This is a genomic window from Microbispora triticiradicis, assembly GCF_005864065.1.
GTDB classification, from domain to species: Bacteria; Actinomycetota; Actinomycetes; order Streptosporangiales; family Streptosporangiaceae; genus Microbispora; species Microbispora triticiradicis.
In genome coordinates this window covers 547,162-567,886 of sequence record NZ_VANP01000005.1, presented here as the reverse complement: position 1 = coordinate 567,886, position 20,725 = coordinate 547,162, and the positions used below count along the sequence as shown (strand labels likewise).

Genomic DNA, 20,725 nt, shown 5'->3' with positions numbered 1-20,725 from the left:
GAGGGAAGGAAAAGCATGACGGATTCGACACGCCGGGCCGTGATCTTCAGTGCCGGAGGGGCCGGGCTGGCGGCGGTCCTGAGCGCGTGCTCGGGCGGCGACAGCACGGCCACGTCCGAGGCGGCTCCGGCGGACGGCCAGGCCGCGGCGGGCGGCGGGGAGATCGCGAAGACCTCCGACATCCCGGTCGGGGGCGGCAAGGTCTTCAAGGACCAGGACGTCGTCGTCACCCAGCCGGAGGCCGGCACGTTCAAGGCGTTCAGCGCGACCTGCACCCACAAGAGCTGCCCGGTCGGGAGCGTCGCGAACAACGAGATCATCTGCCCGTGTCACGGCAGCAGGTTCAGCGCCAAGGACGGGTCCGTTACCAACCCGCCGGCGAACAAGCCCCTCGCCGAGAAGAAGATCACGGTGAGCGGCGACAGCATCACCCTCGCCTGAGCCGCGTGCGGGCCGGTGGCGGCCGTCGCGCGAGATCGCGACGGCCGCCGCGGCTCATGGCGCCCCTGGGTGGTCGCACCCCGCGAGGTTGTTGATCTACAACGTAAAGGCGTCGTGCCGGAACGCCGCAGGGATCGCCGTGGCGGCGGGAATGTCGGTCGGGGCCAGTAGTCTTTGGAATGTGGCGGACCCGGCAACCTACCGACCGGCGCCCGGATCGATCCCCGAATCGCCAGGCGTCTATCGCTTCCGTGACCCGGACGGCCGGGTCGTCTACGTGGGCAAGGCGAAGAGCCTTCGACAGCGGCTCAACTCCTACTTCGCGGACTTCGCCGGACTGCACCCCCGGACGCAGACCATGCTCACGACCGCGGCCTCGGTGGACTGGACCGTGGTCGGCAACGAGGTCGAGGCGCTCCAGCTCGAATACTCCTGGATCAAGGAGTTCGACCCGCGGTTCAACGTCAAGTACCGCGACGACAAGTCGTACCCCTTCCTGGCCGTGACGATGGGGGAGGACTTCCCCCGGGTGCAGGTGCTGCGGGGGGCGAAGAGGAAGGGCACCCGCTACTTCGGCCCCTACTCGCACGCGTGGGCCATCCGGGAGACCGTCGACCTGCTGCTGCGGGTCTTCCCCGTACGCACCTGCTCGGCGGGCGTGTTCAAGCGGGCCGGGCAGATCGGGCGGCCGTGCCTGCTCGGATACATCGACAAGTGCTCCGCGCCGTGCGTCGGCCGGGTCACCCCCGAGGAGCACCGCGCGCTCGCCGAGGACTTCTGCGACTTCATGGCCGGCAACACCGGGCGGTTCATCAAGCGGCTTGAGCGCGAGATGCGCGACGCCGCCGCCGTGGAGGAGTACGAGCGGGCCGCCCGGCTGCGCGACGACGTCCAGGCGTTGCAGCGGGCACTGGAGAAACAGACGGTGGTGCTCGGCGACGACACCGACTGTGACGTGATCGCCCTCGCGGAGGACCCGCTCGAGGCGGCGGTCCAGGTCTTCTACGTGCGCGGCGGGCGCATCCGCGGCCAGCGCGGCTGGGTGGTCGACAAGGTCGAGGAGACCACCCCCGGCGAACTGGTCGAGCAGTTCCTGCTGCAGATGTACGGCGAGGCGACGATCCCCCGCGAGATCCTCGTGCCGGCCCGGCCGCCGGACGAGGCCGCGCTGGCCGAACTGCTGAGCGAGCAGCGGGGCTCCCGGGTCGACCTGCGCGTCCCCCAGCGGGGCGACAAGAAGAGCCTCATGGAGACCGTCGAGCGCAACGCGAAGGAGTCGCTGGCCCAGCACAAGCTGCGCCGGGCGAGCGACCTGACCACGCGCAGCCGGGCCCTCCAGGAGATCGCCGACGCCCTCGACCTCGACCAGGTGCCGCTGCGGATCGAGTGCTACGACGTGTCGCACATCCAGGGTGAGAACGTGGTCGCCTCGATGGTGGTCTTCGAGGACGGCCTCGTCCGCAAGAGCGAGTACCGCCGCTTCTCGATCAGGAGCGGCGAGGGCGACGTGGCCTCGATCTACGAGGTCATCTGCCGCAGGTTCAAGCGCTACCTGGAAGAGCGGGTGGCGACCGGGGAACTGGACACCGAGCCGGCCCCAGGGCCGACCCCAGTGCCGGCCCCAGGGCCGATCCCGGAGCCGGCCGGGGACGCGCCGGCGGGGCCGGGCGCGAATGTGACCGGAGGACCGGGCGCGGAGGCGGCCGGGGTAGAGGCAGACGGGGTGGAAGCGGACGGGGTGGAGGCGGACGCCGACGCCGGCTTCGACGACGGCGCGCGCGAACCGGTCGTCGGGACGCCGATCGACCCGGAGACCGGCCGTCCCCGCAAGTTCGCCTATCCCCCCAACCTCGTCGTGGTGGACGGCGGCCCGGCGCAGGCCGCGGCCGCCCGGCGGGCGCTGGACGAACTCGGCGTCGACGACGTCGCGGTCTGCGGCTTGGCCAAGCGGCTGGAGGAGGTCTGGCTGCCCGGCGACGACCAGCCGGTGATCCTGCCGCGCAGCAGCGAGGGACTGTACCTGTTGCAGCGCGTCCGTGACGAGGCGCACCGGTTCGCCATCACCTACCATCGATCGAAGAGGTCGAAATCGCTCCGGGAGAGCGCGCTCGACCAGGTGCCGGGCCTGGGCCCGGCGCGACGGCAGGCGCTGCTGCGTCACTTCGGCTCGGTGAAGCGGCTGCGAGAGGCCGGCGCGGAGGAGATCCAGGAGGTCCCCGGCATCGGCCCGGCGACCGCCGAGGCCATCGTCGCGGCGCTCCGCGGGCAGAGCCCCTCGCCCGCCGGGCAGGGCCCCTCGCCCGCCGGACAGGGATCGTGAGCGGGCCGGGGACCGTCAGCGGGCGGAGGATCGCGGCGGCGACCCGGCCGCTGGGAGCGCGACCGACTACGGAGCCGATTACAGGGCCGACTACAGGGCCCGACAGGGGGCCGACCACGAGGCCGGCGGTGCGGCACGGGCGGGCGGCGCCGGGGTGAGTCGCGGGTGCGTCGCGGGGCGCCGGGGTCCGGCCGGTTGATAGGTTGGGCTGGACATCGGGCGGCAGGGCGGTGAGCGGGCGATGAGCACGACTGAGCCGGCATTCGTGGTGATCACGGGAATGTCGGGGGCGGGGCGCAGCACCGCTGCGAAGGCCCTGGAAGACCTCGGCTGGTTCGTCATCGACAACCTGCCGCCGGGTCTGCTGTCCTCGCTCGCCGAGGAGGCGGGCCGGGTGAACATGGCCACCGACCGGGTCGCGGCCGTGGTCGACGTGCGCAGCCTCGCCTTCACCACCGACCTCAACGCCGCGATCAAGGAGCTCGACGGGCGCGGCGTCGGCGTCCGGGTGGTGTTCCTCGAAGCGAGCGACGAGGAGCTGGTCCGCAGGTTCGAGAACGTGCGGCGTCCGCACCCCCTGCAGGGCGACGGGCGGCTCGTCGACGGCATCGACCGTGAGCGCGGCATCCTCCGCGAGATCCGCGCCAACGCGGACCTGGTCATCGACACGTCCCTGCTGAACGTCCACGAGCTGCGCAAGAAGATCGTCTCCTTCTTCGGCGGCGAGGACCGCCCCGGGCTCAAGGTGAACGTGGTGTCCTTCGGCTACAAGTACGGCCTGCCGGTCGACGCCGACCTCGTGGTGGACTGCCGGTTCCTGCCCAACCCCCACTGGGTGCCGGAGCTCCGGCCGATGAACGGCCTCGACGCGCCCGTGCGCGACTACGTGCTCGGCCAGCCCGGCGCCAAGGAGTTCCTCGACGGCTACGAGGAGGTCTTCGGCGTGGTGGCCGCCGGATACACGCGCGAGGGCAAGAGCTACGCCACGCTCGCCGTCGGCTGCACCGGAGGCAAGCACCGCAGCGTGGCGATGTCCGAGCAGCTCGGCGCCCGTCTCCGGGAGCGCGGCATGGACGTCCAGGTCAGCCACCGGGACGTGGGCCGCGAGTGACCCCTCCCGGTCGCCGGCGTGCCGGGGACGTGCCCGAGACGGGCATGGCGAAGGGCGGGTGACGGCGGCCGGCCCGCTCCGGCGGCACCGGGACGATCGGGCGGGCGGGCGGCGCCGCGGAGGGCGTACGGTGGCGGGATGCGGCCCGAGCCGGATTCGGTTCGGCGCAGAGCGTGACCGATCAGCACGAACGCCGCGGCTCCGCGAGACGGTGCCCGCGACGAGGTGAGGAGGACGATGAAGGACCCCGTCCCGGAACCGGCCGATCCCTCCGACCCCGATCACCCCCGTGATTCCCCCGCGTACGGCAGCACTCCCCGGAGCGGCGCGGCACCCGCGAGCAACGGACCCAAGGTCGTCGCGCTCGGCGGCGGTCACGGTCTGTACGCCTCCCTGTCGGCCCTCAGGACCGTCACCGACGATCTGTCGGCCGTGGTGACCGTAGCCGACGACGGCGGCTCCAGCGGCCGTCTCAGGCGTGAGCTCGGCGTCCTGCCCCCCGGCGACCTGCGGATGGCGCTCGCGGCCCTGTGCGGCGACGACGAGTGGGGCAGGACCTGGAGCGAGGTCGTCCAGCACCGTTTCCGCAGCGAGGGAGACCTGCACGGGCACGCCGTCGGCAACCTGCTCATCGTCGCCCTGTGGGAGCTTCTTGAGGACCCCGTGGTGGGCCTGGAATGGGTGGGCCGGCTGCTCGGCGCCCACGGCCGGGTGCTGCCGATGGCGTCCGTGCCGCTCGACATCCAGGCGGAGGTGGAGCTGGACGGCGCCGTCACGACGGTGCGCGGGCAGGTCGCCTGCGCGCTGACGCCCGGCCGGGTGCGCTCCATCTCGCTGCTGCCGCCCGACCCGCCCGCCTGCCCCCAGGCGATCGAGGCCATCGAGGCCGCCGACTGGGTGGTCTTCGGGCCGGGTTCGTGGTTCACCAGCGTGCTGCCGCACCTCAAGGTGCCCGAGCTCGCCCGGGCGCTGCACGAGAGCAGCGCCCGGCGGCTGTTGATCCTCAACCTGGTGCCACAGGCCGGCGAGACCGACGGTTTCTCCCCGGAACGGCACCTGGAGGTGCTCAGGGAGCACGCCCCCGCCCTGCTCCTCGACGCGGTGGTCGCGGACGGCGCGGTGGTGAGCGACGCGAGGGCGCTGGAGAAGGCCGCGGGGGCGATGGGCGCCCGGGTGGTTCTGGCCGATGTGGCAGCGTCTGACGGATCTGCCCGGCACGACGGACCACGACTTGCCGCTGTCCTGGCCGAGATTTTCCGCGCGAAGCGGTGATTGCCTGCTCCCAAGGTGCGAGAGACTGACGGGCAGAGTCTGTTTGGGGGAGGACACGCGCAGATGGCCATGACGGGCGTGGTGAAAGACGAGCTGAGCCGCCTTCCGGTGCTCAAGCCCTGCTGCCGCAAGGCGGAGGTGTCGACGCTGCTGCGGTTCGCCAGCGGGCTGCACCTCGTGGGCGGGCGGATCGTGATCGAGGCCGAGCTCGACACCAACGCCACCGCCCGCCGGCTCATCAAGGACATCGGGGAGGTCTTCGGCCACAAGGCCGAGGTCCTCGTGCTGGCCCCCGCCGGGCTGCGCAAGGGCTCACGCTACGTCGTACGGGTCTACAAGGACGGCGAGGCGCTCGCCCGGCAGACCGGTCTCATCGACAACCACGGCCGGCCGGTGCGCGGCCTGCCCCGGCAGGTCGTGTCCGGCGCCACCTGCGACGCCGAGGCGGCCTGGCGGGGAGCCTTCCTCGCCCACGGCTCGCTGACCGAGCCGGGCCGGTCGATGTCGCTGGAGGTGACCTGCCCCGGGCCGGAGGCGGCGCTGGCCCTGGTCGGCTCCGCCCGGCGCCTGAAGATCCACGCCAAGGCCCGTGAGGTGCGCGGGGTCGACCGGGTGGTCGTGCGCGACGGCGACGCGATCAGCGCGCTGCTGACCCGGCTCGGCGCGCACGACAGCGTGCTGGCCTGGGAGGAGCGGCGGATGCGCCGGGAGGTGCGGGCCACCGCCAACCGCCTGGCCAACTTCGACGACGCCAACCTCCGCAGGTCCGCCCGGGCCGCCGTGGCGGCGGGGGCGAGGGTCCAGCGCGCGCTGGAGATCCTCGGCGAGGACGCCCCCGAGCATCTGGTGATCGCGGGCCGGCTCCGGGTGGAGTACAAGCAGGCGTCCCTGGAGGAGCTGGGCCAGATCGCCGACCCGCCGCTGACCAAGGACGCCATCGCCGGGCGCATCCGGCGGCTGCTCGCCATGGCCGACAAGCGCGCCCAGGACCTCGGCATCGCCAACACCGAGGCCAATCTCACCGCGGACATGCTCGCGCACTGACCCGCTCCCGGTCGCTTCACCGGGACCGTTCCCCGGGCCACCGCCTGCGGGAACGGAGCCGCTCACCGGCTGGCAAGGGGGGACACGCCGCCAAAACGCGGCCCCGTGGTCTACACCAATTTGGGTCCGATAAGGTCTGTCATTGAGGTTTAACACAGTCCTCGCGCCGGTACACCGGCGCACGACGTACGAGGAGATCGGATCCGTGAGCATCCGCGTAGGCGTCAACGGCTTCGGCCGTATCGGCCGCAACTTCTGGCGCGCTGTGGCGGCCAGCGGCAAGGACATCGAGGTCGTCGCCGTCAACGACCTCACCGACAACGCCACGCTGGCCCACCTGCTGAAGTACGACAGCATCCTGGGCCGCCTGCCGTACGAGGTCAAGTCCTCGGCTGACGAGATCACCGTCGACGGCAAGGCGATCAAGGCCTTCGCCGAGCGCGACCCGGCCAAGCTGCCCTGGGGCGACCTGGGCGTCGACGTCGTCGTCGAGTCGACCGGCCTGTTCACCGACGCCGCCAAGGCCAAGGTGCATGCCGACAACGGCGCGAAGAAGGTCATCATCTCCGCTCCGGCGAAGAACGAAGACGTGACGATCGTCATGGGCGTCAACCACGAGAAGTACGACGCGGCCGCGCACACGATCATCTCGAACGCCTCCTGCACCACCAACTGCCTGGCCCCGATGGCCAAGGTCATCAACGACACCTTCGGTATCGAGAAGGGTCTGATGACCACCGTCCACGCCTACACGCAGGACCAGAACCTGCAGGACGGCCCGCACAAGGACCTGCGCCGCGCCCGCGCCGCCGCGCTGAACATCGTCCCGACCTCCACCGGCGCCGCCAAGGCCATCGGCCTGGTCCTGCCCGAGCTCAAGGGCAAGCTCGACGGCTACGCGCTGCGCGTGCCGATCCCGACGGGCTCGGCCACCGACCTGACCGTCGAGGTCGGCCGCGAGACCTCCGTCGAAGAGGTCAACGCCGCGCTGAAGGCCGCCGCCGAGGGCCCGCTCAAGGGCTACCTCAGCTACACCGAGGACGAGATCGTCTCCAGCGACATCGTCACCGACCCGTCGTCCTGCATCTTCGACGCCGGCCTCACCAAGGTCATCGGCAACCAGGTCAAGGTCGTCGGCTGGTACGACAACGAGTGGGGTTACTCCAACCGCCTCGCCGACCTCATCGAGTACGTGGGCGCCTCCCTCTGATGATCGGAATCGACGAGCTCGACGTGAAGGGCCGGCGCGTGTTCGTGCGCGCCGACCTCAACGTCCCCCTCGACGGGGAGACGATCACCGACGACGGCCGCATCCGCGCGTCGGTGCCGACGATCAGGAAGCTCCTGGAGCGCGGCGCGAAGGTCGTCGTCGCGGCGCACCTCGGCCGGCCCAAGGGCTCCGTCACGCCGAAGTACTCGCTCGCCCCGGTCTCCCGGCGGCTGGCCGAGCTGCTCGGCGAGGACGTGGCGTTCGCCGCCGACACGGTCGGCGAGTCGGCCCAGAGCGTGGTCGCCGGCCTCCAGGACGGGCAGGTCGCCCTGCTGGAGAACCTGCGCTTCGAGCCGGGCGAGGAGTCCAAGGACGACGCGGTCAGGGGTGAGTTCGCGGAGCGGCTGGCCGCCCTCGCCGACGTCTACGTCGGCGACGGCTTCGGCGCCGTGCACCGCAAGCACGCCAGCGTCTACGACCTGCCCAAGCGGCTGCCGCACGCGGCTGGCGACCTGGTCCTCGCCGAGGTCGACGTGCTGCGCAGGCTCACCGAGGACCCGGCCAGGCCGTACGTCGTCGTCCTGGGCGGCGCGAAGGTCTCCGACAAGCTCGGCGTGATCGCCAACCTGCTGGCCAAGGTGGACCGCCTGCTCATCGGCGGCGGCATGGCCTACACCTTCCTCAAGGCCCAGGGCCACGAGGTGGGCAAGTCGCTGCTGCAGGAAGACCAGATCGACCAGGTGAAGGGCTTCCTCGACGAGGCGGCCTCCCGCGGGGTCGAGCTGGTGCTGCCGGTCGACGTGCTGGCCGCGACCGAGTTCGGGGCCGACGCCCCGCACGACGTCGTGGAGTCCACGGCTATCCCGGCCGACCGCGAGGGCCTCGACATCGGCCCGCGCACCCGTGAGCTGTTCGCCTCCAAGCTGGCCGACGCGCGGACCGTGTTCTGGAACGGCCCGATGGGCGTGTTCGAGTTCGACGCGTTCTCCGGCGGCACCCGCGCGGTGGCCGAGGCGCTCGTGGCGTCGGAGGCGTTCACCGTGGTCGGCGGCGGCGACTCGGCCGCGGCCGTACGCAGGCTCGGGCTGCCCGAGGACGGCTTCTCGCACATTTCCACCGGTGGCGGCGCCAGCCTCGAGTACCTCGAGGGCAAGACGCTGCCCGGACTCGCGGCGCTGGAGGAGTAGATGGCGCGCAAGCCGCTTTTCGCCGGCAACTGGAAGATGAACCTCAACCACCTCGAGGCCATCAACCTGGTGCAGAAGCTGGCGTTCTCGCTGAACGACCGCGACCACGACAGGGCGGAGGTGGCGGTCATCCCGCCGTTCACCGACCTGCGCAGCGTGCAGACGCTGGTGGACGCCGACAAGCTGCGCATCGCCTACGGCGCGCAGGACCTGTCCGCGCAGGACTCCGGGGCGTACACCGGGGAGATCTCCGGGGCGATGCTGGGCAAGCTCGGCTGCGCCTACGTCCTCGTGGGCCACTCGGAGCGGCGGCAGTATCACGGCGAGGACGACGCGCTGTGCAACGCCAAGGTCAAGGCCGCCTACCGGCACTCGCTGACGCCCATCCTGTGCGTGGGCGAGGGGCTGCCGGTGCGCCAGGAGGGCCGCCAGGTCGAGCACACGCTGGCGCAGCTCGACGGCGCGCTCGACGGTGTGCCCGCCGACCAGGTGAAGTCGATCGTGGTCGCGTACGAGCCGGTCTGGGCGATCGGCACCGGCGAGGTCGCCACCCCGAAGGACGCCCAGGAGGTGTGCGGCGCCATCAGGACGCGACTCGCCGAGCTGTACGGTGACGATGTGGCCGCAGCTGTCCGTATCCTTTACGGTGGCTCGGTGAAGTCGGACAACGTCGCCGGGATCATGGCGGAAGCCGACATCGACGGCGCCCTCGTCGGAGGGGCCAGCCTCGATGCGGGGGAGTACGTCAAGATCTGCCGTTTCGGCGAAGTCTCCGGCTAGCTGTGCCGTTCGGGGGGTGCGACTTGACAACAAGTCGTACCCTCGAAGAACACAAATGAATCGTCACGCTGATGGCGTCGTGCATCCGCACGTTGATGACGCCGTGCACTCGCGTCGTGCACGCCCGGATAGTCGTGCACGCCCGGATATAGGAACAGGTCTACGGTGATAATCGGAATCTCCATCGCCCTCATCCTGGCGAGCGCCTTGATGGTGCTGCTCGTGCTGCTTCACAAGGGCAAGGGCGGCGGCCTGTCCGACCTGTTCGGCGGCGGCTTCTCGTCGTCCTTCGGCGGATCGTCGGTGGTCGAGCGCAACCTCGACCGCCTGACCATCATCACGGGCACCGTCTGGTTCGTCTGCATCATCGCGCTGGGCCTGCTGCTCAAGCCGTAGCGACGGTCTCCGGCCACGCGTGACAGAGATTCACCTCCCCCCGTCCGCGGGGCGATCGAGCAAGGAGTTCATCGGTGGGTAGTGGCAACGCGATCCGTGGCAGCCGAGTCGGCGCCGGCCCCATGGGAGAGGCCGAACGCGGCGAGGCCGCCCCCCGTGTGCGGGTCCCGTTCTGGTGCGCCAACATGCACGAGACGCGCCCGAGCTTCGCCAGCGACGCGGCCGTCCCCGAGTTCTGGGACTGCCCGCGGTGCGGGCTGCCGGCCGGGCAGGACCAGTCGAACCCTCCGGCTCCGCCGCGCAACGAGCCCTACAAGACGCACCTCGCGTACGTGAAGGAGCGCCGCAGCGACAAGGACGGCGCGCAGATCCTCGCCGAGGCGCTGGAGCGGCTGCGCTCCTCCTCCCGCCCGATCTACTGACCGCCGAGTTCGCCCGGACGGCGTCGCCGGGGATCATCGATCCGCGGACGACGGAGAAGTAGCCGGGTGTCCGGGGCCGCGAGAGTGGTCCCGGCGACCCGAGCAGGCCCGGAGCCTTCCACGGCTCCGGGCTTTCGCGTTTCCGCCAGGATCTTTCCGGCGAGACAGGAACCGCTTCCCGGGGGTCGACCCAAGAAGACCATCGCATGGATATCCGACGCCCCCGGCTCCGCACAGAATGTGGGGGACACCCGAGACGGCGCGCAGCCGTAAAACCTGCCACCGGCCTGCTCCGGAGGAGATCATGGACATTCGCGGGAAGACGGTCCTCGTCGCCGGCGGCACCTCCGGGCTCGGTGAGGGAGTCGCACGACACTTCTCCGCCCGGGGCGCGAACGTCGTCATCGTCGGCCGGCGCGGCGCGGTCGCCGCCCGGATCGCCGCCGATCTCGGCGTGAACGCCCTCGGGATCGGTGCCGACATCGGCGACGCCGAGGCGGTCGCCGCCGTCGTGGCCGCCACCCTGGACAGGTTCGGAACGATCGACGTCAACGTCAACACCGCCGGCATCCTCGCCCCCGTCGTCCTCGTCACCGAGGCCGGGCGGCCCAGCGACACGACCGTGCTGACGCGGCTCGTGAGCACCAATCTCATCGGCACCTTCAACGTCATGAGCCATGCGGCGGCCGTGATGCTGGGCAACGACCCCGACGAGGACGGCGAGCGGGGCGTCATCATCAACACCTCCTCCGTCGCCGCCCATGAGGCCACCACCGGACTGATCGGGTACGCCGCGACGAAGGCCGCCATCGAGGGCATGACCCTGCCCGCCGCCCGCGAGTTCGCCGGGCGCGGAATACGCGTCAACACCATCGTCCCCGGGGGCTTCGACACCCCCATGGTCGACGACTATGTCGACGAGGACACGAAGGCGGAGGGGGTCAAACAGTTCCTCAACCCTCGCCGGCTCGGCACCCCGGACGAATTCGCGGCGTTCGCCGCCCACATCGTCGAGAACAGGTATTTCAACGCCGCCAGTCCCAGGCTCGACGCGGGTTATCGCATGCCACCGTGACGACGTCGTACCGGTTCACGGAGCAGGCGGCCGCGTCCCGTGGGGGCGTGAGCTCAGCCGTGCACCTGTTCGCCGTCGAGGAAGGTCATGACGACCTTGGTAGTCCAGATGTCCTTCCGGTCGAGGGCGAAGGGGTCGCGGTCGAGGACGACGAGGTCGGCCGGGTGGCCCGCCTCGATCACACCGGCGGGGGAGCGGTTGATCCAGGCCGATCCCTCGGTGTAGGCGGTCATGACCGTCCTCAGGTCGAGGCTCTGCTCCGGCAGGAACGGCGTCTGCGCGGTGGGGTACGTCGCGTGGACCGAGCTGCCGGGTTCGGTCCGGTTGACCGCCACGTGCATCGCCGCCAGCGGGTCGGCCGAGGAGACGGGCCAGTCGGAGCCCCCGACGAGGCGGGTGCCGTGCCGTACGAGGTCGGCGAAGGGGTACTGCCAGGACGCCCGCTCCTCGCCCAGGTAGGGGATGCACAGCTCGTCCATCTGCAGGTGGTGGGTCGCCCACAGCGGCTGGAGGTTGGCCGTCACGCCGAGTTCGGCGAAGCGCGGCACGTCCTGCGGCGTGATGATCTGCACGTGCGCGATGTGGTGGCGGTTGCCGGGGTCGGTCCCGGTCAGCGCGTCGAGCGCCTCGCGTACGGCCCGCTCGCCGATGGCGTGGAAGTGCACCTGGAAGCCCTGGGCGTCCAGTTCCTTGACGTACCCGCCGAGCAGGGCGGGGTCGACGTACGAAAGGCCGGTTCCGCCGCAGCGGCAGTAGGGCTCGATGACGGCGGCGGTGAAGTTCTCCGGGATGCCGTCCTGCATGATCTTCACGGAGGTCGCCCGGAACCGGTCCAGGCCCTCGGCCATGGCCCGCCGCTCGACCAGGCCGGGAATCTGCTCGGCCCCGCGGGTGCGGTCCCACCACAGGGCGCCGACCACCCGCGCCCTGAGCCGCCCGGAGGAGGCCGCGGACAGGTAGGCGGGCAACTGGTCGTCCGACCCCGCGTACGAGCCGACGATGGCGTCCTGCCAGCCGGTGATGCCGAGGGAGAACAGGTGGGCCTGCGCGTCCATCAGGGCGGCGTCGACGTCGGCCGGGGTCGGGCGGGGGGTCAGCAGGCCGACGAGGTCCATCGCGCCCTCGTGCAGCACGCCGCTCGGCGTCCCGTCGTGGTCGCGCTCGATGCGGCCGTCGGCGGGGTCGGGGGTGTCGCCGGTGATCCCGGCGAGCTCCAGGGCCCGCGTGTTGACCCACGCCGCGTGGTGGTCGCGCTGGACGAAGTACGCCGGTCGGTCGAGGAAGTCGAGCTGGGACCGGTGGGGGAGACCGCCGGGGAAGGCGGCCATGTCCCAGCCGCCGCCGTCGATCCACTCCTTCTCCGGATTTCTCGCGGCATAGGCGGCTATCTCGGCTTTGTAGGCGTCGAGGCCGTACACCTCGGACAGGTCGCACTTGGCCCGCTCCAGCCCGGCCTGCACCGGGTGGATGTGGGCGTCGGTGAAGCCCGGCGTCAGCAGGCCGCCGCCGAGGTCGACCGGCTCGGCGTCCGGAGCCAGCCGTACGAGGTCGGCCTCGGCGCCGACGGCGGCGATGACTCCGTCGCGGACGAGGACCGCCTCGGCGAAGCCGTCCGGGGTGAAGGCGCGGCCGCCGCGGAAGAGGAGGGTGGAACTCACGGGTGTCGAATCCTTCTTTCTGGTGAACAGACGCGGAACGTCGTCAGTGGCCGGTGATCCTGTCGGCGATCCGGGCCAGCACGGACGTCCTGGTCATGCCCCCGCTCTCGCGGGCGTCGGCGAGCCGGTAGAGACGGTACATCGAGTGGACGCCGAGCCAGCGCAGCGGCTCGGGCTCCCAGGCGCGCACCCGCCGGTCCACCCACGGCATCCGGGTCAGGCCGGTGTCGCGGCGCAGCACGAGGTCGCGCAGCGTGCGGCCGGCGAGGTTGGTGGTGGTCACGCCGTGGCCCGTGTAGCCGCCGGCCCAGCCGAGGCCGGTCGCCGGGTCCAGGTGGACGGCCGAGCACCAGTCGCGCGGCACGCCGAGCACGCCCGACCAGGCGTGCGCCACCCGCGAGCGGGCGACGGCGGGGAAGAACGCGACCAGCAGGTCCCACAGGGCGTCCACGGTCCAGGCGTGGGTGTGCCCGCGCTCGTCGATCCGCGATCCGTAGAGGTACGGCCTGCCCCGCCCGCCGAAGGCGATCCGGTCGTCGGCCGTCCGCTGGGCGTACATGTAGTAGTGGGCCATGTCGCCGAGCAGTTCGCGGCCCTGCCAGCCGATCTCGTCCCAGACCTCCGCCGGCAGCGGCTCGGTGACGATCAGGGAGCTGTTCATCGGCAGCCAGTCGCGGTGGTGGCCGTCGATGCCGGCGGTGAACCCCTCGGTGCAGCGCAGCACGTGGTCCGCCCACACGGTGCCGTACGGGGTGACCGCCCGGCCCGGCGCGATGGCGGTCACCGGGGTTCCCTCGTAGACGTCCACGCCGAGGTTCCGTACGGCCGCGGCCAGTCCGCGGGCGAGCTTGGCGGGCTGGATCCGGGCGCAGTGGGGGGTCCAGGTCGCGGCGAGCGCGTCCGCGACCCTGAGCCGGTCGTTCATCTCGTCGCCGGACAGCAGCCGGACGTCCTCGGGACCCCAGCCCCACTCGCGCTGGCCGGCCAGTTCCTCGCGCAGCCGCAGCGCCTGCGCCGGGCCGCGCGCGACGGTGAGCAGGCCGCCCTTGACGATGTCGGCGTCGATGCCCTCCTCGCCGGCGACCCGGATCACCTCGTCGATCGCCTCGAACATCGCCCGTTGCAGCCGCCGGGCGCCGTCCGCGCCGTGGGTCTTCGCGTAACGCTCGGGAGAGCCGGCCAGCGCGCCGGTCAGCCAGCCCCCGTTGCGTCCCGAGGCCCCGAAACCGGCGAACTCCTTCTCCAACACGACGATTCGCAGCGAGGGGTCGGCCTTCTTCAGGTAGTAGGCGGTCCACAGGCCGGTGTAGCCCGCGCCGACCACGGCCACGTCGGCCCGCGTGTTGCCGTCCAGGCGCTCGCCGGGCGCCGGGACCCCGGACGACCGGTACCAGAAGGACACCTCACCGTTGACGAACTCAGGGGACAGGGGAGCGCTCATGCAGGACATCCTGCTATATCCGTTCCCTTGTCGCCATTCGGCAACGGATGTCGTGGCAGATCCGGAGGAGTCATGCGGATAACCATGGTCGTAACGTGCCATACCAAAAGGAAACGATCGGCTCACCGCCGTGTAGCAAGCGTGTAACAGCTCTCCGGCAGGCTGAGGGTCAGCGCAACGGAGGGAGCGGCACCGATGGGGTTCTTCCGGATCCGTACGACCGTGGACGAGCGGCCGGGACGGCTGGCGTCGCTGACGTCGGCCCTGGCCGACAGGGGCGGCAACATACTCGGTCTCTCGGTGCAGCCCGACACGGACGGCACGGTCGACGAGTTCGTCACGGAGATCCCGGCGTCCCCCGAGGCCGTACGCGAGGCGCTGGAGGCGGCCGGTGGGCGGCGCGTGCGGATCGTGCCCGCCACCGCGCACGAACTGACCGACGAGCCGACCCGTACGCTGCTGCTCGCCGCCCGGCTGCGGTCGGCGCCCTGGCGCCTGCCGGAGATCCTGGGCGAGCTGCTGCGCGCCGACGACGCCCGCTGGGTGTACGGCGCGGCCGCGGCGCGTCCCGGCGACCGGAACGAGGGGGAGACGCCGGAGCTTCCCGACCCCACGCTGCTGGTGGTGCCCGTGGCGCCGCGCCGGTCGATCCGGCTGCGCCGCGCCGGGCTCCCGTTCACCCTGACGGAGGCGGCCCGCGCCGCCGCGATGGTGAGGCTGGCGCAGCCGCCGGCCGAGCCGTCCGCGGCCGAGGGGCCGGTGCGGCTCGCCGACGGCGCGGAGGTGCAGGTCAAGCCGTTGACCCCGTTGTACCGCGAGGCGCTGCGCGACCTGCACGAACGCTGCTCGCCCGAGACGCGCAGGTTCCGCTACTTCACCTCCAACCCCAACCTGCCGCCGCGCATGCTCGACCGGCTGTGCGACCGTGCCCGCGGGCAGTCGCTCGTCGCCGGTCACGACGGGCAGGTGGTGGCCCTCGCCAGCCTGCTGTTCACCGCGGACCCGGGCATCGCGGAGATCGCGCTGCTGGTGGAGGACCGCTGGCAGGGGAGAGGCCTCGGCGGCACGCTCGCCCGCATGCTCCTCACCCAGGCGCGGGACCTCGGCTTCGCCGAGGTGCGGGTCACCCTGCTCTTCGACAACATGCGCCTGCGCAGACTGCTGAGCTCCCTCGGCGCGTCGCTCACCCACACCGAGGACCCCGGTGTGATGGAGGGGCGGATCGCCGTCGGCGTGATGGCGGCGGCATCCCCGAGCTGACGTCCTCACGGGTGGTCCTCCTGGTCCGGTGTTGCTCAGGGCACCGGACCAGGACGGTCGCCGCCGCCGGCCGTGTGGAGGGTCAGCCGCTTCCGGGCACCGCGCCGGACCGCTCGGGCCGCTCGGGTCACACTGGCGCACGTCCCGGCGCGCTCGGCGCGGGCTGAACGTTTCAGCGCCGTGGCCTGGGCGCCTTCCGGCCGCCGATCGGCTCGCCGGGTGCGAAGGCGGTCGCGTTCGCGCAGGCTGAGGGGGCCGCCGGTGCCGCGCGTGACCCGCCGCCGCGACAAAGACAACCACACCTCGTCTCACAGGGCGAACGCCGCACCGGGCGGCCGATCGCGACCGTCTGCTCAGTCGCTTAATTTCGGGACGGCACTCTGACACGCGGGCGGCAGCCGCCCGTCGCCGTTCCCGAAAGGACTTCCCTATGAGACGAAGTCTCGCCACCGTCGCGGCCACCGGGCTGGCCGCCGCGCTCGTCGCCGGTGGAGTCGCGACGGTGACGACGCCGGCCGCGGCCGCCGCCGGATGCAAGGTGACCTACAAGATCGTCAGCCAGTGGGGCGGCGGTTTCCAGGGCGACGTGGCCATCACCAACCTCGGCGACCCGGTCAGCAGCTGGAAGCTGGAGTTCGACTTCCCCGACTCCGGCCAGAAGATCGCGTCCGGCTGGAACGCCACCTGGACGCAGTCCGGCACGCGCGTGGCCGCCACCAGCCTGTCGTACAACGGCTCCATCGCCACGAACGGCACGGCCAGCGGGATGGGGTTCACCGCGAGCATCACCGGCGGCAACCCGATACCCAACACCTTCTGGCTCAACGGCGTCATGTGCAGCGGGCCCGTGACCCTCAGCCCGACCCCCACGCCGACGGTCACGCCCACGGTCACGCCCTCGGCCACGCCCACCGTCACGCCCTCGGCCACCCCCACGCCTTCACCGACCCCGACCCCGACGCCTTCGCCGACCCCGACGCCTTCGCCGACGCCGAGCGTCACCCCCACGGGCACGCCGCGCCCCGGCGTCGGACCGTGCACGCCGGGTGCGACCTACCCCAACCCGCTGCCGTCGTCGTCGGTGACCGCCACCAAGATCCGGGACGGGTTCAACTTCCTGGAAGGCCCGGTCTGGGACTCCGCCACCCAGACCCTGCTGCTGTCGCTCATGCGTGACGGCACCGGGTCGGAGAACGTCCAGCCCTCGGACGTGCTGCGGTTCACCGAGCCGAACACCTTCCAGACCTTCATTCCCAACTCCGGCAGCAACGGCCTCGCCCTCACCCGGGACGGCGGCACCCTGCTGGCCGCGACCCACGACCAGCGCAGCGTCTCCTCCTTCCACCTGCCCGACCGGACGCGTGGGGTGGTCGCCTCCTCCTACCAGGGCCGCGCCTTCAACTCGCCCAACGACCTCACCGTCGGCCCGGACGGCACCGTCTACTTCACCGACCCCGACTTCCAGCGCGCCAACCGGACCGACCAGATGTCCGGCCGCACCGGCGTGTTCCGGGTGAAGAACAACGTCGTCACGCTGATCGACGACACCATCCGGGAGCCGAACGGCGTCGCGCTCTCCCCTGACGGCAAGACGCTCTACGTCGGCGGCAACGGCACGGGCCGGATCTACAAGTGGCCCGTCAACTCCGACGGCAGCGTCGGCACCCGCTCCGACTTCGCGTCCCTGAACGGTTCGGACGGCGTGACCATCGACTGCGCCGGCAACCTGTACCAGGCCTCCTTCAACGACGGCAAGGTCCACGTGTACGCGCCGTCCGGCGTGCAGCTCGGCACCATCTCCGCCGGGCAGAACACCACCAACGTCGCCTTCGGCGGCCCCGACGGCCAGACGCTGTACATCACCTCGGGCACGCCCTCCCGCGGCGGGAACACCGGCAACTTCGGCCTCTACCGCGTCCGGCTGAACGTCCCCGGCTGGCCGTACTGACAGTCCCGATGTGAGGCGTCCGGCCCCGGCCGGGCGCCTCACACCCGACGCGACACCTTTGAACGCCGGGGAAAACTGAGGTAGAGGTGGTCTGTGGACCTCGACGAGGCGGCGGACCGGCTCTACGGCATGGTGCCCGGGGAGTTCACCACGGCCCGGGACGCCCTGGCGAAGGAGACGAAGGCCGCCGGTGACGCCGCGCTGGCCAAGCAGATCAAGGCGCTGCGCAGGCCGGCCGTCGTCGCCTGGGCGGTCAACCAGGCAGCCCGGCGGGAGGGGCTGCTCGATCCGCTGCTCGACCTGGGGCGGCGGCTGCGCGAGGCGTGGCGCGCCCAGGACGCCGAGGCGCTCGCGGAGGCGGGCCGCGAACGCACCCCGCTCATCGCCCGCACCGTCCGGTCCGTACGGGAGAACGCCGAGGCGGCCGGGCATCCGCTGGCCCCGGCGGCCGACCTGGAGATCGAGCAGACCCTCGACGCCGCCGTGGTGGACGAGGACGCGGCCGAGCAGGTGCGCCGGGGCAGGCTGACCCGCCCCCTCAGCTACAGCGGCTTCACCCCGGCCCCCGTACGCCCGGCCGGGAGGGCCGGCCGCGCGGGCGAGAGCCGGGAGGCGGAGAGGAAGCCTCTGGAGGCGGAACGGCGGCGCGGGGAGGCGGAACGCGAGCGACGGGTCAAGGACCTCGAACGCGCGCTCGCCGAGGCCGAGCAGGCGGCGGCCGAGGCGGAGCGGAGCCGCGCCGACCGGGCGGCCGAGCACGCCGACGCCGCGCGCGAGCACGGACGGCGTGCGGAGAAGGTGGAGACGCTGACGGCGAAGCTCGCCAGGGCGAAGGACAAGCTGGAGGCCGCCTCCCACCGGCTCGACGCCGCCCGGCGCGAGGAGGCGGGCGCGGAACGCGCCGCCCGCTCGGCCCATCTCCGCGCCGACGAGGCACGCGAAGCACTCGACGCCGCACGGTCCGCCGAGGAGTGAGACGACCCGGCATGCGCGCGGGTGCGGGTCGCGAAGCCGTCGATCGCCTGTCCGGGCCGTTCCGCGGCACACTGAGGAGATCGGGAGGCGCGGGTGGCCCGAGGCCTCACCAGGCGCGGTGCCGGTCCGGGTCCGCCGCCTCGCCTGGTGTCCGGCCCGGCGTCATCGCAGGTGGGCGAGCGCCTCCAGCGGACTGGTCATGAGGGAGGAGAACGCCAGCTCGGCGGCGCCGATCAGCGTCGCGTCGTCCCCGAGCGCCGAGACGCGCAGCCGCACCCGCTCCCGCGAGATGAGCAGCACGTTGGCCTCCACCCGGCGGCGGACGTGCTCCGCCGAGCCGGGGTAGACGTCGCGGAGCATGCCCCCGAAGATCACCAGGCCGGGGTTGAAGAGGTTGATCAGGTTGGCCACCCCGATGCCCAGCCAGTCGCCGATCCGTTCCAGCGCCTCCGCGGCCGCCTCGTCGCCGCGCCCGGCCGCCGCCACCACGGCCCGCACCCCCTCACGTCCGGTGAGCTCGCCGGACCGGCCGGCGGCGTCGATCAGGGCGTGCTCTCCGACCTCCGCCTCCAGGCAGCCGCGCGAGCCGCACATGCAGGGCCGCCCGTCGTACGGGTTGACCACCATGTGCCCCAGCTCGCAGCCGTAGCCGCCGTCGCCGCCGAGCAGCCGGCCGCCGACGATGATCCCGCCGCCCACTCCGACGTCGCCGTGCAGGTAGACGAGGTTGTCGAAGCCCACGCCGGCCCCGCGCTCGTGCTCGGCCAGCGCGCCCAGATGGGCCTCGTTGCCCACCGCGACCGGCAGCCCGAGCCCGGCCGCGAGCTCGTCGCCGAACGCCTGGTCGACCCAGCCCATGTAGGGCCCGTACCGGACCGTGCCGTCGGCGGGCCGGATCATGCCGCAGTAGGCCGCGCCGACACCGGCGCACACCGAGCCCGGATCGGCCTCGCGCCGCAGTTCCCGGCCGAACTCCGCCAGCACGCCGACGACGTCGTCGAGATCGGCGTCGGCCTGTCGCCGCCTGACCGCCTCCCTGCGGTCGAGGATGACGCCGCCGAGCCCCACCCTGGCGGCGACCAGCCGGTCCACCCGGACGTCGAAGGCGAGGACGTACACCCGGCCCGACTCGGGCCGGACCACGAGCGACGGCCGGCCCGCCCGGCGGGTGTCGGCGGGGAGCTCCTCGCGGACCAGGCCCGCGGCGGTGAGCTCGGCGGTCAGCGCCATGATCGTGCTGCGGTTCAGGCCCATCCGGCCGGCGAGCGCGGAGCGGGAGACCGGGCCGTTCAGGTGGACGTGCCGCAGCAGGGCGCCGAGGTTGCTGCGGCGGATCTCCTCCTGGGTCCGGCCGCCCCTCGGTGTCGGCGGACCCTGCGGGCTCCCGGCCCTCATCGGGCCGCGCCGCGGGGACGCAGGGCGGAGGCGCCCGTCGCCCCTGCCTCACCGAACCCTGCCACCCCGTGAGGTTACCAATCGGGGTCCCGCTCAGGAATATCCCCAAGGCGGCTCAGCGGTCGCCGGAGTGGTTGGTGAGCTGGGCCACCGCGCTCTGGAACTCGTTCACCCACTCGGAGGTCTCCTCCTGGGTGATCGAGGAGATGTCGGAGAGGAACGCCCGCAGCAGCGCGAGGTAGTCGTGCACCGGGACCGGCTCCTGACCCACGGCGTCCCGGGCGTTGAGGTCGGCCCAGTCGAACTGGAAGTCCACCAGCCGCTGCTGGATCCTCTGCGCGGTCGTGATGTCGCGCATCCACCGCGACGACAGGCCGAGGATGCGGTCGAGGGCGACGCAGACGCCCGCGCCGGCCAGCAGGACGTATCCCCAGGCGAGGTTGCCGCCGCCGAGTTGCGCGCCCGCCGTCCCGCCCGCGGCCGCCGCGAGGGGCTGCAGGCCACCGGCCGCCGCCAGCAGGATGGCCAGCCCGCGCAGGACCTGCGAGGCCAGCCGCATGCGTACCCGGTCGTCCAGGTACCAGTCGGCGGTCTCCATCGCCCTGGCCTGCGCGCTCTCGTACATCCGCCGCAGCGCGCCGCCGGGCTCACGCCACTCCTCCGGCGTCAGCAGCGGGAACGGGCGCGTGCCCAGGTCACGCTGCCTGCGCCGGGCGAGCGGGCCCGGCGGCCGCTCCGGCGGCAGGCTTCCCGGCCGGTCCCGGTCCGGGCCGGTCGTCTCGTCGGGCAC

The 20,725-nt window shown here is 72.2% G+C and carries 18 protein-coding genes; 14 read left to right on the top strand and 4 right to left on the bottom strand.

All coding sequences use genetic code 11. The annotated features are described in order from the left end of the window. Positions 1-15 precede the first annotated feature (15 nt). The 11 genes from FED44_RS16640 to FED44_RS16590 all read left to right on the top strand — a co-directional run bounded on the left by FED44_RS16640 (position 16) and on the right by FED44_RS16590 (position 11,258). Positions 16-441 (top strand): Rieske (2Fe-2S) protein, encoded by a 426-nt coding sequence (locus FED44_RS16640; RefSeq protein WP_111699338.1) that lies wholly within the window; start codon positions 16-18, stop codon positions 439-441. 181 nt (positions 442-622) lie between these two features. Continuing rightward, positions 623-2,761 (top strand): excinuclease ABC subunit UvrC, encoded by a 2,139-nt coding sequence (uvrC, locus tag FED44_RS16635; RefSeq protein WP_138461201.1) that lies wholly within the window; start codon positions 623-625, stop codon positions 2,759-2,761. A 241-nt stretch (positions 2,762-3,002) separates the two neighbouring features. Further along, complete coding sequence (gene rapZ, locus FED44_RS16630) at positions 3,003-3,872, top strand: RNase adapter RapZ (protein WP_111699337.1); 870 nt, start codon at positions 3,003-3,005, stop codon at positions 3,870-3,872. Between the two features lie 237 nt (positions 3,873-4,109). Further along, the gene (locus FED44_RS16625; protein WP_111699336.1) at positions 4,110-5,144 is read left to right on the top strand and encodes a gluconeogenesis factor YvcK family protein; all 1,035 of its coding nucleotides are present in this window, start codon (positions 4,110-4,112) and stop codon (positions 5,142-5,144) included. A gap of 63 nt (positions 5,145-5,207) precedes the next feature. Further along, complete coding sequence (gene whiA / locus FED44_RS16620; protein ID WP_138461200.1) at positions 5,208-6,188, top strand: DNA-binding protein WhiA; 981 nt, start codon at positions 5,208-5,210, stop codon at positions 6,186-6,188. Between the two features lie 205 nt (positions 6,189-6,393). Next, entirely contained in the window at positions 6,394-7,398 is a 1,005-nt protein-coding gene (gap, locus tag FED44_RS16615) for a type I glyceraldehyde-3-phosphate dehydrogenase (protein ID WP_138461199.1), read from the top strand. Further along, a complete protein-coding gene (locus FED44_RS37375; RefSeq protein ID WP_111699333.1) occupies positions 7,398-8,585 on the top strand; it encodes a phosphoglycerate kinase in 1,188 nt (395 codons plus the stop codon). The genes gap and FED44_RS37375 overlap by 1 nt, the downstream gene beginning before the upstream one ends. Continuing rightward, positions 8,586-9,365 carry a triose-phosphate isomerase gene (gene tpiA / locus FED44_RS37370; RefSeq protein ID WP_111699332.1) on the top strand — a complete coding sequence of 260 codons (780 nt, stop codon included), beginning with the start codon at positions 8,586-8,588 and terminating at the stop codon, positions 9,363-9,365. A 165-nt stretch (positions 9,366-9,530) separates the two neighbouring features. Beyond that, entirely contained in the window at positions 9,531-9,761 is a 231-nt protein-coding gene (gene secG / locus FED44_RS16600) for a preprotein translocase subunit SecG (RefSeq protein WP_111699331.1), read from the top strand. Positions 9,762-9,835: 74 nt separating this feature from the next. Next, a complete protein-coding gene (locus tag FED44_RS16595; RefSeq protein WP_111699330.1) occupies positions 9,836-10,183 on the top strand; it encodes an RNA polymerase-binding protein RbpA in 348 nt (115 codons plus the stop codon). A gap of 304 nt (positions 10,184-10,487) precedes the next feature. Then, positions 10,488-11,258: an SDR family NAD(P)-dependent oxidoreductase gene (locus tag FED44_RS16590; protein ID WP_165900546.1), complete on the top strand. Its 771-nt coding sequence runs from the start codon at positions 10,488-10,490 to the stop codon at positions 11,256-11,258. 53 nt (positions 11,259-11,311) lie between these two features. Here the strand turns inward: FED44_RS16590 and FED44_RS16585 are convergent, their stop codons facing one another. Beyond that, the gene (locus FED44_RS16585) at positions 11,312-12,916 is read right to left on the bottom strand and encodes an amidohydrolase (RefSeq protein ID WP_138461198.1); all 1,605 of its coding nucleotides are present in this window, start codon (positions 12,914-12,916) and stop codon (positions 11,312-11,314) included. Positions 12,917-12,959: 43 nt separating this feature from the next. Further along, on the bottom strand, positions 12,960-14,357 hold the full coding sequence (locus FED44_RS16580) for an NAD(P)/FAD-dependent oxidoreductase (RefSeq protein ID WP_111699327.1): 1,398 nt from the start codon (positions 14,355-14,357) through the stop codon (positions 12,960-12,962). A gap of 195 nt (positions 14,358-14,552) precedes the next feature. On the opposite strand from FED44_RS16580, the gene FED44_RS16575 reads away from it, so the two are divergent. The 3 genes from FED44_RS16575 to FED44_RS16565 all read left to right on the top strand — a co-directional run bounded on the left by FED44_RS16575 (position 14,553) and on the right by FED44_RS16565 (position 18,540). Beyond that, complete coding sequence (locus FED44_RS16575) at positions 14,553-15,617, top strand: GNAT family N-acetyltransferase (RefSeq protein ID WP_111699326.1); 1,065 nt, start codon at positions 14,553-14,555, stop codon at positions 15,615-15,617. Positions 15,618-16,047: 430 nt separating this feature from the next. Then, the gene (locus FED44_RS16570; protein ID WP_167521494.1) at positions 16,048-17,565 is read left to right on the top strand and encodes an SMP-30/gluconolactonase/LRE family protein; all 1,518 of its coding nucleotides are present in this window, start codon (positions 16,048-16,050) and stop codon (positions 17,563-17,565) included. A 93-nt stretch (positions 17,566-17,658) separates the two neighbouring features. Then, entirely contained in the window at positions 17,659-18,540 is an 882-nt protein-coding gene (locus tag FED44_RS16565; protein WP_138461197.1) for a hypothetical protein, read from the top strand. Between the two features lie 162 nt (positions 18,541-18,702). On the opposite strand, the gene FED44_RS16560 is transcribed toward FED44_RS16565, so the two are convergent. Beyond that, entirely contained in the window at positions 18,703-19,935 is a 1,233-nt protein-coding gene (locus tag FED44_RS16560) for an ROK family transcriptional regulator (protein ID WP_111699324.1), read from the bottom strand. 115 nt (positions 19,936-20,050) lie between these two features. Continuing rightward, the gene (locus FED44_RS16555) at positions 20,051-20,725 is read right to left on the bottom strand and encodes an SLATT domain-containing protein (protein ID WP_111699323.1); all 675 of its coding nucleotides are present in this window, start codon (positions 20,723-20,725) and stop codon (positions 20,051-20,053) included.

What these genes read in the sequence shown, in the direction of transcription:
- FED44_RS16640 (WP_111699338.1), top strand. Translation starts at nt 16, where the DNA reads ATGACGGATTCGACACGCCGGGCCGTGATCTTCAGTGCCGGAGGGGCC.
- rapZ (WP_111699337.1), top strand. Translation starts at nt 3,003, where the DNA reads ATGAGCACGACTGAGCCGGCATTCGTGGTGATCACGGGAATGTCGGGG.
- FED44_RS16625 (WP_111699336.1), top strand. Translation starts at nt 4,110, where the DNA reads ATGAAGGACCCCGTCCCGGAACCGGCCGATCCCTCCGACCCCGATCAC.
- whiA (WP_138461200.1), top strand. Translation starts at nt 5,208, where the DNA reads ATGGCCATGACGGGCGTGGTGAAAGACGAGCTGAGCCGCCTTCCGGTG.
- FED44_RS37375 (WP_111699333.1), top strand. Translation starts at nt 7,398, where the DNA reads ATGATCGGAATCGACGAGCTCGACGTGAAGGGCCGGCGCGTGTTCGTG.
- tpiA (WP_111699332.1), top strand. Translation starts at nt 8,586, where the DNA reads ATGGCGCGCAAGCCGCTTTTCGCCGGCAACTGGAAGATGAACCTCAAC.
- FED44_RS16590 (WP_165900546.1), top strand. Translation starts at nt 10,488, where the DNA reads ATGGACATTCGCGGGAAGACGGTCCTCGTCGCCGGCGGCACCTCCGGG.
- FED44_RS16580 (WP_111699327.1), bottom strand. Translation starts at nt 14,357, where the DNA reads ATGAGCGCTCCCCTGTCCCCTGAGTTCGTCAACGGTGAGGTGTCCTTC.
- FED44_RS16575 (WP_111699326.1), top strand. Translation starts at nt 14,553, where the DNA reads ATGGGGTTCTTCCGGATCCGTACGACCGTGGACGAGCGGCCGGGACGG.
- FED44_RS16570 (WP_167521494.1), top strand. Translation starts at nt 16,048, where the DNA reads ATGAGACGAAGTCTCGCCACCGTCGCGGCCACCGGGCTGGCCGCCGCG.
- FED44_RS16560 (WP_111699324.1), bottom strand. Translation starts at nt 19,935, where the DNA reads ATGAGGGCCGGGAGCCCGCAGGGTCCGCCGACACCGAGGGGCGGCCGG.